General features: G+C 71.0%; 10 protein-coding genes. 7 read left to right on the plus strand and 3 right to left on the minus strand.

The window, feature by feature from the left end; translation table 11 throughout:
* Positions 1-109: 109 nt before the first annotated feature.
* From C1J01_RS12685 to C1J01_RS12700, 4 genes are all read left to right on the plus strand, one after another.
* Positions 110-673 carry an NADPH-dependent FMN reductase gene (locus C1J01_RS12685; protein ID WP_111179142.1) on the plus strand — a complete coding sequence of 188 codons (564 nt, stop codon included), beginning with the start codon at positions 110-112 and terminating at the stop codon, positions 671-673.
* A gap of 92 nt (positions 674-765) precedes the next feature.
* A complete protein-coding gene (locus tag C1J01_RS12690) occupies positions 766-1,830 on the plus strand; it encodes an LLM class flavin-dependent oxidoreductase (protein ID WP_220039878.1) in 1,065 nt (354 codons plus the stop codon).
* Positions 1,831-2,022: 192 nt separating this feature from the next.
* Complete coding sequence (locus C1J01_RS12695) at positions 2,023-2,721, plus strand: SDR family oxidoreductase (RefSeq protein WP_111179143.1); 699 nt, start codon at positions 2,023-2,025, stop codon at positions 2,719-2,721.
* Between the two features lie 93 nt (positions 2,722-2,814).
* The gene (locus tag C1J01_RS12700; RefSeq protein ID WP_111179144.1) at positions 2,815-3,444 is read left to right on the plus strand and encodes a cysteine hydrolase family protein; all 630 of its coding nucleotides are present in this window, start codon (positions 2,815-2,817) and stop codon (positions 3,442-3,444) included.
* A 76-nt stretch (positions 3,445-3,520) separates the two neighbouring features.
* Here the strand turns inward: C1J01_RS12700 and C1J01_RS12705 are convergent, their stop codons facing one another.
* Entirely contained in the window at positions 3,521-3,877 is a 357-nt protein-coding gene (locus C1J01_RS12705; RefSeq protein WP_111179145.1) for a hypothetical protein, read from the minus strand.
* A 218-nt stretch (positions 3,878-4,095) separates the two neighbouring features.
* Here C1J01_RS12705 and C1J01_RS12710 point away from each other — a divergent pair, with 218 nt between their 5' ends.
* The gene (locus tag C1J01_RS12710; RefSeq protein WP_181448720.1) at positions 4,096-6,660 is read left to right on the plus strand and encodes an ATP-binding protein; all 2,565 of its coding nucleotides are present in this window, start codon (positions 4,096-4,098) and stop codon (positions 6,658-6,660) included.
* 292 nt (positions 6,661-6,952) lie between these two features.
* A complete protein-coding gene (locus tag C1J01_RS12715; RefSeq protein ID WP_111179147.1) occupies positions 6,953-7,261 on the plus strand; it encodes a hypothetical protein in 309 nt (102 codons plus the stop codon).
* A gap of 15 nt (positions 7,262-7,276) precedes the next feature.
* Here the strand turns inward: C1J01_RS12715 and C1J01_RS53025 are convergent, their stop codons facing one another.
* The gene (locus C1J01_RS53025; protein ID WP_111179148.1) at positions 7,277-8,170 is read right to left on the minus strand and encodes an ATP-binding cassette domain-containing protein; all 894 of its coding nucleotides are present in this window, start codon (positions 8,168-8,170) and stop codon (positions 7,277-7,279) included.
* On the minus strand, positions 8,167-8,853 hold the full coding sequence (locus tag C1J01_RS12725) for a FecCD family ABC transporter permease (RefSeq protein WP_220039879.1): 687 nt from the start codon (positions 8,851-8,853) through the stop codon (positions 8,167-8,169). Before C1J01_RS12725 ends, C1J01_RS53025 begins: the two co-directional genes overlap by 4 nt.
* Positions 8,854-9,181: 328 nt before the next feature.
* On the opposite strand from C1J01_RS12725, the gene C1J01_RS12730 reads away from it, so the two are divergent.
* A partial coding sequence (locus tag C1J01_RS12730; RefSeq protein ID WP_111179150.1) for a non-ribosomal peptide synthetase occupies positions 9,182-12,812 on the plus strand: 3,631 nt, incomplete at its 3' end.

The raw sequence follows: 12,812 nt of genomic DNA on the forward strand, positions 1-12,812 counted from the left end.
CCGCGTACTTCGCCACGTGATGCTCCCCTGCCCTGTTCCGGGGCTTCCCCGGCGACCCTTCTCGCACGTGCGTACCGCCGTGCACACATCCTGTTGAAAGGACCCCGCAATGACCCGCATCGGCATCATCCTCGGCAGCACCCGCCCCGGCCGCAACGGCGAACAGGTGGCGCACTGGGTGCTGGAGCACGCCTCCCGGCGCACCGACGCCGCCTTCGAGCTCGTGGACCTGCTGGACTACCCGCTCCCGCACCTGGACGAGCCCATGCCGCCGACCTACGGCCAGTACCAGAACGAGCACACCAAGGCGTGGGCCGCCAAGATCGGCTCCTACGACGGCTTCGTCATGGTGACGCCCGAGTACAACCACTCCACCTCGGGTGTGCTGAAGAACGCCATCGACTACCTGTTCGCCGAGTGGAACCACAAAGCCTTCGGCATCGTGTCCTACGGGAGCGTCGGGGGCGCCCGCGCGGCGGAGCACCTGCGGTTGATCGGCGGCGAGCTCAAGCTCGCCGCCGTGCGCACCAACGTGGCCCTGTCGCTGTTCACCGACTTCCGCGACTTCAGCAAGCTCGCAGCCGGCGATCACCAGGTGGCGGCCCTCACGACCATGCTCGACGAGGTCATCTCCTGGAGCCGGGCCCTGGCCCCGCTCCGCCAGGCCGCCTGACCCGTGCCGGCCGGGACTTCCCGCACACACGCCCGGCCGGCACGGCACCGTCGGCGTCGATCAGTTGGCAACACCACAGAGCAGGAGGAACCGTGAGCGTCGGCAGGATCGAACATCCATATTTCGAGCTGGGGCTCAACTCGTTCGGAGAGGTCGCGACGGACGGTGGACGCGTGCTCAGCGATGCCGAGACCGTGCGCCTGCTCGTGGAGGAGGCCCGGCTCGCCGAGGCGGTGGGGCTGAACGTCTTCAGCGTGGGCGAGCACTACCGGGACGGGCACAACGATTCCGCGGCTCCGGTGCTCCTCGCCGCGATCGCCACCGCCACGGGACACATCGGGCTGGGCACGTCGGTGACCGTGCTGAGCACCAACGACCCGGTCCGGCTGTACCACGAGTTCTCCACCCTTGACGCGGTGTCCGACGGCCGCGCCCGGATCGTGCTCGGGCGTGCCTCCGCGACGGAGTCCTTCCCGCTGTTCGGCTACGACCTGGCCGACTACGAGCGGCTGTTCGAGGAGAAGCTCGACCTCTTCCTGCGGCTCGAACGCGAGGAGCAGGTGACCTGGTCGGGGACGGTCAGACCGCCCCTCACTGGGCAGCGGCTACACCCCCGCATGCGGCCGGGCGGCATCCCCACCTGGGTCGGCGTGGGCGGCAGCCCGGACTCCGTGGTGCGCGCCGCCCGTCACGGCCTGCCTCTCATGATGGCCGTCATCGGCGGACGGCCCCAGCGCTTCGCGAGGAACGTCGCGCTGTACCTCAAGGCGCTCGAACGCTTCGGCCGTTCCGAGCTGCCGATCGGTCAGCACTCGCTCGGCCTCGTCGCGGACACCGACGAGGAGGCCGTCGAGACCTGGTGGTCGTACTGGCAGCCCGTCGTCGCGGCGCTCGCGGCCGAGCGCGGCTTCTACGCGCCGAGCCGGGAGCGGTACGAAGCCGAACTCGAGAACGGCGCGCTGTTCGTCGGATCACCCGACACGGTCGCCCGCAAGATCGCCCGGATGGCCCGCGACCTCCGCCTGAGCCGCTTCGATCTCAAGTACGACATCATGCACCTTCCTCGCGACGTCCGTGCCCGCACCATCGAGCTGCTCGGCCGCGAGGTCGCCCCGCGCGTACGCGAGCTGCTCGCCTCGGACCCGGTCGGCTCCTGACGACGCCGACGTTCGCACCATCGGCATCCTGGGCGCGGGCCAGGCCGGCACGCCCACCTGAGTTGCAAAACTAAACTCAGAGGTTAGGATGACCGCGGTGCATCGGTGCCGGGCGAACGGTTCGAGCCGGCCCGCAAGGGATGCCGTTCAGCCCGGCGATCGGGCATGACGCCTGCACGACGAGGAAGAAACATGAGAATCACGGGATCAGTCGCCCTGGTGACGGGCGGAAATCGCGGTATCGGCCGCGCGTTCGCCCGCGCACTCGTCCACCACGGCGCGGCGAAGGTCTACGTCGGCGTCCGCGACCCGGCGAGCGTGCCGGATGCCGACGTCGTTCCCGTGCGCCTGGACGTCACCGACGACGAGAGCGTCGCGGCGGCCGCGGCCGCCGCGGGTGACGTCGCCATTCTGATCAACAACGCGGGGGTCGGTGGTGCGAGCACCAAGCTGATGGAGGGCGCCTTCGACGGCGCTCGCCAGGCGATGGAGGTGAACTACTTCGGCACCTGGGCGGTGGCCCGGGCCTTCGCTCCCATCCTGGCCCGGAACGGTGGTGGAGCCCTGGTCAACATGCTCTCGGTGGCGTCCTGGGTCGGTCAGCCGCAGTTCCCCGGGTATGCGGCTTCCAAGGCCGCCCAGTGGTCACTGACGGACGCCCTGCGCAAGGCGCTGCGCGGGCAGGGAACCCTGGTGGTCGGGGTGCATGCGGGTTTCGTGGACACGGATCTCAGCGCCTGGACCGACGCGCCGAAGATCAGTGCGGACACGGTGGCCGAGCTGACCATGGACGCGCTGATCCGTGACCGATTCGAGGTGCTGGCCGACGAGCAGAGCCGGAGCGCCAAGGCGGCGCTGTCGAAGCCGGTCGGAGCGCCGTCCGCTCTCTGATTCCCGCAAAGTGGCATTTGACCAGCGCTTTCTTGACTCCGTGAACGATGAGAACAATCCTGCACTTGCCGTCCGAAGCAAGGAGCAGGAGCCATGTCCCAGGCGTACGACCCCCGCCACACGGCGGTGCTGCTGGTCGACCCCTACAACGACTTCCTGTCCGAGGGCGGCAAGATCTGGCCGCGCGTAGAGCGTGTGGCGCGGCAGGTCGGACTGCTGGATCACCTGCGCGCTGTGATCGCATCCGCCCGGGAGGCCGGCATGCGTCTGATGATCGTGCCGCATCGTCGCTGGGAGCCGGGCGACTACGAGACCTGGGATCACCCCAACCCCACCCAGCGCGCCATCATGGAGCGGCACAGCTTCGCCCGCGGAACGTGGGGCGGGGAGTTCCACCCCGACTTCCAGCCGCGGCCCGGCGACGTGGTGGCCCGGGAGCACTGGGCACAGAGCGGGTTCGCCAACACCGACCTCGACTTCCAGCTCAAGCAGCACGGCATCACCCATGTCGTGCTCGTCGGCCTGCTGGCGAACACCTGCGTCGAGTCCACCGGCCGATTCGCCATGGAACTCGGCTACCACGTCACGCTCGTGCGTGACGCCACCGCGGCGTTCCTCCCCGAGATGATGCACGCCGCGCACGAGCTGAACGGCCCCACCTTCGCCCACGCCATCACCACCACCGAGGAGCTCACCACCGCGTTCGTGGGGACACGCGCATGAAACCGACCGGAGACCTGAAGTCCGAGCCGGCCATGACGGGAAACGCCGGCTCGGGCTTCAGGATGGCGTGGCGGCATCAGCTCCCGTGACGGATCGTGAGCCGGACGCATGAGGTGTTCAGCAGGCGATCTTCGCCTGGATTGAAATGCCAGACGAGGCCGTTGACACATTCGATGGTGCCCGTGTAATCCCCTGACGAGAGCCATTGCACCGGGAAAGTGCCCAGGGACATGGTGCCGACCGTCCCGCCGTAACACCGTGTCGGCCAGATGCTGCTCGGCGGCGGATACAGCCAGATCTGGCGCGGCAGCTCATTGGAGTTGCACGGCCGTTGGTTGATGAGGGGTTTGACGATCGGCGTGGTGTCCGTTGCCGCCGTGGCCGCGCTCGAAGGCGCCGCGGCCAGTCCTGTGGCGAGCGCGGCGCCGGCCACAGCCGTGAGTAGCTGTCTTCGCATGAAGCCCCTTTCTCTTACGAGAAATCATGGGATCAGCGCGTGGAACGGCCCAGGACAGCAGCCGGACATTCGAGCGTCATTGACGGCCTAGACCTCGTCGCGACTCCGTTCCGCCGATCGGCGGCACGGCTTTTGCCGCGCTTCTTCGGCGTATGACAATGGCCTTCACAGCGGCGAACATCGGAGACGCGTTGATGCCCTCAGAAGAACGTGACGCTGCCAACGCCGACACTGCGAAGGAATGGCCGACGACGTTCGGAGGGTTGTTGCGCGCCTGGCGTGAGCGGGCGTTGTTGACCCAGGAGGAGTTGGCGGCACAGGCGGGCCTCAGTGCCCGCACCATCGGCCGGCTGGAAACCGGCGAGCTGCGACGGCCGCGCAGCACATCCGTGCGGTTGCTGGCCGAGGCGCTGCGTCTGGACGATGCGGAGCTGGCGATGCTGACACGTGCCGCCAAGGACGCCCCGGAGAGCCCGGGCCCCGTACGGGTGCCGCCACGGCAGTTGCCCGCCGACGCGGTGGCGTTCGTCGGGCGGGAACACGAACTGGCGACGCTTGACGACGTCGGTGATCTGAGCACGCCGGGCACGGTGGTGGTCACCGCCATCGACGGCATGGCGGGCGTGGGGAAGACCGCGCTGGCCGTGCACGCCGCACACCGGCTCGCCCCCCGGTTTCCCGATGGCGATCTCTTCATCGACCTGCACGGATACACGCACGGGATGCCCCAGGTCGATCCGGCGGAAGCGCTGGCCAGGGTTCTGACGGCCCTGGGCGTGCCGGGAGAGTCGATCCCCCGGCACGCCGAGGACCGGGCGGCCCTGTACCGGAGCGTGCTGGCGGATCGGAAGATGCTGATCGTGCTGGACAACGCCGCCGACGAGGCGCAGGTACGGCCGTTGCTGCCCGGCGCGGGTGGTTGCCTGGTCCTGATCACCAGCCGGCGGAGGCTGGTCGGTCTGGACGATGTGCGCACGATGTCGGTCGGCGTGCTACCGCCGGCGGAAGCGGTCGCGTTGCTGGTGCGTACCGCCGGCCCCGAGCGGGTCGACGGAGAGCCGCCGGAGGCGCTGGCAGAGCTGGCCCGGCGATGCGGGCTGTTGCCGCTGGCGATCCGGCTGGCCGCAGCCCGGCTGAAGGCGCATCCGGCGTGGAGCGTGGCGCATCTCCTGGCACGGTTGGAGGAGCATCGGCGCCGGTTGAGCGAGCTGCACGCCGGGGACCGCAGCGTCACCGCGGCGCTCGATCTCTCCTGTCGCGGGCTGGCCCTCGCTGAGCAGCGTGCGTACCGGCTGCTCGGGTCGCACCCTGGCACGGACATCGCCTCGGACGCGGTGGCCGCGCTGCTGGGCACCTCCGTGGTCCGGGCATCCGGCCTGCTGGACCGGCTGCTGGAGGGCAACCTCCTGCAAGAGCCGGTTCCCGGAAGGTACCGGTTTCATGACCTGGTCCGGGTTCATGCCGCCGCCCTGGCCGGCCAGGAACCGGAGGCCGAACGGCACGCCGCGGTGACCCGGCTGCTGGACCACTACAGCCGGGCCACCACGACGGCGATGGACCACCTCTACCCGTACGAGGCCGACATGCGGCCGCGTCTTCCGCCGGGTGACGCGCCCTCCCCCGCGCCGGCCGACGCCGAGGAATGGCTCGAGGCGGAGCTGCCCAACCTGCTGGCCCTCGCCCAGTACGCGGCCGAACATGGCCATGTGCGGCACATCCGGCACCTGTCGGCCACCTTGCACCGGTGCCTGCGCATCCGCGGCCGCAACGCCGAGGCCGAAACCCTCGGCACACGGGCGCTCGCGGCCGCCCGCACCACCGCCGACCGTACGGGAGAGATGGAGGCTCTCCTCGCGCTCGGCGAGATCCGCCACCGGCAGAACCGCTACGAGACCGCGATCGACGACAACCTGCGCGCCCTGGACATCGCCCGCGCCATCGAGCACCCCTCGGGAGAACTGCGGGCGTTGAACACCCTCGGCCTGCTGCGCGCCGTCCATGGAGATCACAAACGATCGATCGAGAACTTCGCGCAGGCGCTGGTCATCGCCCGAGCGGTCGGCCACCGCACCGGTCAGCTGGACGCGTTGATCGGCGGCGGGCACATCCACCGGATGGTGGGACGGCACGGCGAGGCGGCGGACGCTCTGGCCGAGGCTCTGGACATCGCTCGGGAGATCGGCCACCGAACCGGCGAGGTGCGCGCGCTTCTCGCGCTGGGTCACCTCCATCTCGGTCGCGACGAACACGAACTGGCCACAGACCGGTTCACCCGGGCACTGGAACTGGCCAACGGCACCGAGCACCGGCTCGGCCAACTCGACGGCTTCATCTCCTTGGGCGACATGCACCGCATCGGCGGGCGGTACGAGCAGGCCCATGCCTGCTACGAGCAGGCTCTCGACCTCGCGTGCGAGATAGGCAACCGCAACTGGCAGTACGAGGCCATCCACGGCATGGGCCGGCTGCGGCACGAGCAGGGCCGTCACGACCAGGCAATCGACAGCCACCGCGAGGCCCTGCAGCTCGCCGCGGACCTGGACCAGCCGGGCGACCAGGCCCGTGCCCACGACGGCCTCGCCCACGCCCACGCCGCGCTGGGTCGGCACGAGGACGCCCGTCACCACTGGTCCCGGGCCCTGGCCATCCTGGCCGAGCTCGGCACCGACCACACCGACGAACCAGGTGTCGACGTCGCCGGCATCCGCGCCCACATGGCGGATCTCGCGACGGCGTCCGGAGACGGTCGCAGCCGCTGACCTTCCAGGGCATGGGGTCGGCGGGGGGACGCTGACACCCCGGTCCGGAACGTTGACCTGACATTTCCCGGCACCCCGTCCAGCGGCCAGAAGCGAATGTCCAGCGAATGTCCGCCATGCGTCCTGTCAACCCCGTCTTCCGGCGATGCACAGTGGTCTCCTACCGGCGGGTGGGGCGATCATGGCGGGAGCGTGGGCGCTCTGGTACACGCCCGGCCGAGGCCGGCCCAGATCACCTTGAAACTCACCATTGACCATCCGTCGCAGGATGCATCGAGCGAAAGGATCTGCCATGCGCGCACGACTCACCGTCCCCGGGATCGTTCTGCTCACCGCGGGCGTCGCCGGCGCGGTCGTGGTCCCGTCGACGGCCGGTGCGGCGACCGCGACGCCCACGACGTCCACGACCCCGGCGCGTTCCGCCGCGCTGGCCTGTCATCCCTCTTGCACGTGGAATTCGAGTCTGTACGCGGACAGGAAAGCGGCCGAACTCGCTCTGTACCATCAAGCCCAGCTCCTCAGGGCGTTCAACTACGAGATTCTGGCCACCTCGGTGACGGCCGTGTATTCCATGTACCAGGCGTCCGCGACCTACCGGTAGAACGGTCCGGTCTCGTCAGGACGTTTCGGGGTGCAGCCAGCGGGCGATCTCCTCCAGGCCGTCGGCGAGGTGGACGCCGCCCACTCCGTAGCTGATCCGGGCCGGCAGCAGCTTGACCCTGTCGTCCCGGACGGCGGCCAGGTCGGCCACGGCCGGGTTGTCCAGGAGCGGTGCGTAGGAAGCGCGGCCCTTGCCGGTGACGTCCACGAGCAGGATCGCGTCGGGATCGGCGGCGATGAGTTGTTCGGCGGCGACAGGGCCGGTGGCGCCCAGGCCGATCCGGTCGGCGACCAGGTCACCGCCCGCCCGCTTGACCAGGTCGGAGGTGAGCACGTCGGCGGTGTTGATGAACGGCCGCCCGGCCTGGTTGGACAGGATCGCCACGCTGGGGCGGTCGGTGACAGCGCCGATCCGCTCCGCCACGGCGTCCGCGCGCCGGTCGAGCTCGGCGGTGATCTCGGCGGCCTTGGCCTCCGTGCCGAGAGCCCGGCCGAGCAGGGTGAGGTTCTGCTTGACCTCCTCCAAGGTGCCCCAGTTGTTGGTGATGGCGATCATCGGGATGCCGGCCTCGGCGAGCACCGCCTGGGCGTCCTGCTCGCCGTGCGCGTGCCGTCCCATGAGCGTCACCTGGTAGGCGGTGAACGGGAACGACAGCGCGGTGTCCTGCGGCACATACGCGATCCGGCGGGCCAGCGCCTGAGGTCGCAGGGTGTGTACGGGCCGCTCGTCCAGCAGCACCCGTCCCCCGGTGGGCCGTCGCAGACCGGCGATGGTCCGCAGCAGCGTGGATTTGCCGGCGCCGTTCGGACCGACCAGGCCCAGCATCCGCCCGGGTGGCACGGTCAGGTCGACTCCGTCGAGCAGCACCGCTCCGTCGATCTGGACCCGTACGTCGTCGATCACGATCACGGCGTGCTCCTTCGGGACCAGAGCACCAGCAGCAGGAAGACAGGCGCGCCGACGAAGGCCGTGATCACCCCGGCCTGCAGCGTGACCGGGGCCAGCAGCAGCCGGGCCGCGGTGTCGGCCGACACCAGGAAGATCGCCCCCAGCAGCGCGGCGGCCGGGAGCAGCAGCCGATGGTCCGGCCCCGCCACGAGCCGGATCACGTGCGGGGCCACCAGCCCGACGAAGCCGATCACCCCGCTGACCGCCACGGCCACCCCGGTCAGCAGGGACGCCAGCACCAGCAGCACGTGCCGGGCACGGGCGACGTTCACGCCACTGGTACGGGCCGCGTCGTCGCCGAGCAGCATGACGTTCAGATCCCGGGCGAACACCAGGGTGGCCGCGATACCGACCGGCACCGGCAGCAGGACGAGGCTGACATGCTGCCATGTGCGGGCGTCGAGGTCGCCCTGCAGCCAGAACACGATCCCCCGTAACGACTGCTCGTCAAGGGCGTTGGCCACCAGCGCCGAGACCACCGCGCCGAGCAGCGCGTTCAGCGCGATCCCGACCAGCAGCACCGTGGCCATGCCGCGGCCCCGGCCGGTCGCCGCGATCGCGTAGATCGCCACCACGGTGATCAGCGCGCCGGCGAACGCGGCCGCGGGCAGCAGCAGCAGCGCGGCCAGCCCACCGAGAACCACGGCGAGCCTGGTGACCGCTCTCCCACGGGACGGCGCCGCCCCTGGAGCCCGGGCAGCAGAAACTACTTCCTCCGACATGGACCACATTCGACGCAGAACGGAAATGATTGTCAAAATCATACTCATGGGGCACCAGCCGATCCACGAGCCGCTCGCGGTGTGAGATGCCCGACACCCGACGCGGGGGCCTCGGCGCCAACCGACACATCTCCGCCAAACCGGGTGATAACGGGCGCAGGCTATGGAGCCGGGCAAAAGAACATGATAATGATTATCACTGCACATCTGAGTGGGACTGGCTGTTCGTGCGTCTATCCGAAGGAGACCCATGCCGGAAGCGCCCCCCTCCCCTGTATCCGTCGAGGACGTCACGGATCTCGTCGCAGAGGTCCTCGGACTGCCGGCCTCGGAAGTGGCCGCCGACACCGCGCTGACCGCTTTGGGACTGGAGTCGTTCACGGCCGTCCGGCTGCGCCGACGGCTGCGCGACCTCGGCCTTGACCTCCCGATGACGGCCTTTCTCGGGGCGGCGACGGTCCGCACCGTCGCGGCGGGCATCGCTGACCCGGAAGGAACGGCCGAAGAGGAGGGCTTCCCCCTCACGCCCTTGCAGACCGCGTACTGGATCGGCAGGGATCCGGCCTTCCCGCTGGGTGGCGTCGCCACGTACTACTACCGGGAGTACGACCGCGAGACGGACGATCCCGAGGCCGATCTTGCGCGCCTGGCGCAGGCGTGGAACCGGCTGGTGCGACGCCATCCCATGTTGCGGATGACCGTCGACCGGCAGGGACGCCAGCACGTCCTGCCGGACGCCGGCCCGTACGAGATCGCCGTCGACGACCTGCGGGGTGCCGGACGGGACGAGGTGCGCGAGCGCCTGCGCCTGCTGCGGCACGAATGTTCCCACCAGGTGCGCCCCGCCGACCGGTGGCCGCTGTTCGACCTCCGGGCGGCCTTCCTGCCCGATGGCCGTACCCGGATCTTCTTCGGCACCGACATCCTCGCCTTGGACATGACCGGGTGGATGCAGATCGTGTCCGAATGGGGGCGGCTCGTCGCCGATCCGGACGCCGAGCCGGCTCCCGTGCCGACGACCTTCGCCGATGTCGTCCGCCGCCGGCAGGCCGATCCCGGTGAGGCGCGACGCCGGGAGCACGACCTGGAGTACTGGAGGGGGCGGGCCGCGTCGCTGCCGCCCGGCCCGCGCCTGCCGTGGGCGAAGGACCTGGCGCACGTGCACGCTCACCGCTTCACCCGTACGTACGCCGAGCTGGACGGCGGGGAATGGCGAGCGCTGAAGGAGCAGGCGGCGCGGCGCGGGCTGAGCGCCACGGGGGTGCTGCTGGCCGCGTTCGGGCTGGTGCTGGCCCGGTGGGGCGCCGACGAGGCGTTCTGCCTGAACACCACGCTGTTCGACCGCCCCGACGATCCCGAGCTGACGCACGTGGTCGGCGACTTCACCACGACGGTGCTCGTCGAGCTCCCGCAGGCGGACCTGCGGCGCTGGAAGGGATTCGAGGAGTTCGCGAGCCAGGTCAACCGGCGCTTCTGGACCGACCTGGAGCACCGTGCCGTCTCCGCCATCGAGGTGATGCGCGAGACCGCGACGCCCGCCGGCCTCACCCCCACCCATCCGGTGGTCTTCACCAGCGGCATCGGCCTGACGCCGGAGGGCTCGCCCGCGGGCTGGCTGGGCGAGGAGGTCTTCGGCGTCTCCCAGACCCCTCAGGTGGCGCTCGACCACATCGTCCACGACGAGGACGGCCGGCTGCGCATCTGCTGGGACGCGGTCGAGGGGCTGTTCGCCGACGGCTTCGTCGAGGGCATGCGGGACGCGCACCACCGGCTGCTGCGCCGCCTGGCCGCCGAACCCGGCTCCTGGCACGACCCCGCGCTCGGCTGGGATCCGTCGTTCCTGGCCGACGAGCCGCTGAACGGCCGCAGCGACGTGGGGCCCCTCCTGACCGATCCCCTGCGTGCCACGGCCGGCGCCATGCCCGAGCGGGCGGCGCTGCTGGCCACGGGCGGCGGCCTCACCCATGGAGAGCTGGCCGAACGGGCGGAGCGGATCGGCGCCGTCCTGTCCGCGCTCGGCGTCGGCCCCGGCGATCTCGTCGCGGTCGCCTTCCCGCAGAGCGTCGACCAGGTGGTCGCCCTGCTCGGCGTCTGCGCGAGTGGCGCGGGATACGTGCCGGTCGAACCGTCCTGGCCGCAGAGCCGGATCGCCTCCGTCTGCGAGCAGGCGGGCATTCGCCACGCCCTGGTGCCGGTGGACGGCGGGCCTGCCGCCTGGCCCGGCACGGTGACCGTGCACCGGCTGCCCGAACTGGAGAAGGAGGAGCGGTCCGCACCGGTGCGCCGGCCGCGCGCGGACGACCTCGCTTACGTGATCTTCACGTCCGGTTCGACCGGGCGGCCCAAGGGCGTGGGCATCGAGCACCGGGCCGCGCGCACGACGATCGACGCGATGACCGAACGGTTCCCCGTCGGCCCCGAGGACCGCGTGCTGGCACTGTCGGCCTTCAGCTTCGACCTCTCCGTCCACGACTTCTTCGGGATGATGGGCGCGGGCGCCGCGCTCGTCCTGCCGGACGCCGCCCGCGGGCGCGACCCCGGCCACTGGCTCGACCTCATGGAGCGTCACCGGGTGACGGTGTGGAACACCGCCCCAGCGCTGCTGGAGATGCTCGTCGAGTACGCCGAGATCGACCCGGACCGGGCCCGCCGGGCGCTCGCGCCGCTCCGGCTGGTCCTGCTGTCGGGTGACTGGATCCCGGTCACGCTGCCCGACCGCATCCGTGCCCTGGCGCCGGAGGCCCAGGTGATCAGCCTGGGCGGCGCCACGGAGGCGTCGATCTGGTCGATCTGCCACCCGATCGGCGAGGTGTCCCCGTCCTGGGCGAGCATCCCGTACGGCCGCCCGCTGCCCGGCCAGAGCTTCCACATCCTCGACGACCAGGCGCGCCCGTGCCCGGTGGGACGGGCCGGTGAGCTGCACATCGGCGGGGACGGGCTGGCGCGTGGTTACGTCGGTGACCGACGGCAGACCGAAGAGCGCTTCATCACCGATCCGGTCCTGCGCGGGCGCCTGTACCGCACGGGCGACCTGGGACGCTGGCGCTCCGACGGCACCATCGAGTTCCTGGGGCGGATGGACCGCCAGGTCAAGATCCGCGGGCATCGCATCGAGCTCGGCGAGGTGGAATCGGCGTTGCGCCGGGTGCCGGGCGTCCAGCACGCGGTGGCGCTGTCGGTGCGCGGCCCCGACGACCGGCCGCGGCTGGTGGCGTACGTGGCCGCGGCCGACCCCGCGCGGCCGCCCGCCGACGAGGAGATCGTCGCCTGCCTGCGCGAGCGCCTGCCCGACTACATGGTGCCGAGCCGGTTCGTGCTCGTGGACGAGTTCCCCCTCACCGACAACGGCAAGATCGACTACAAGGCGCTGCCGAACCCGTACCAGCGGCAGACGGCCGCGCCGCCTACGGCACCCGCGCCGCCCCTGCCACCTGTGGCGGCCGCGCCGCCTGCCGCGACGCTTGGCCCGAGGGCTGCTGAGCGGGACCTCGCCGCGCTGATCAGGGAGGCGGCCGAGGACGGCCTGGAGATCACCCTGCGGATCGCCGCTGGGACGCTGCCCCCGGCCCGCGCCATGGCCGCGGCCGGGGGCTGGGCAGAGCGACTGCGCGCGGCGGCGGCCGGTGGCCTGACGCTCGGCGAACGGCTGGCCACCGACGGCGCGCTCATCGAGCTGCCGGTCCTGCCCTCCGAGCCGACCCCGACCGGCACGCCGACCCCGGCACGGCCCGACGCCCCACCAGACACACCGGACCCGGACGCCGGGGCCGGCCAGGCGTCACCACCCGGCACGCCGGGCCCGGCGTGGCACGAGGTCGGGGACGGGATCGGGTCGTCGCCCGGTAGGCCGGGGGCGGTGGGGCACGAGGCCGGGGCCGGGG

Origin of the sequence: Nonomuraea aridisoli (assembly GCF_003236395.1) — a bacterium.
GTDB classification, from domain to species: Bacteria; Actinomycetota; Actinomycetes; order Streptosporangiales; family Streptosporangiaceae; genus Nonomuraea; species Nonomuraea aridisoli.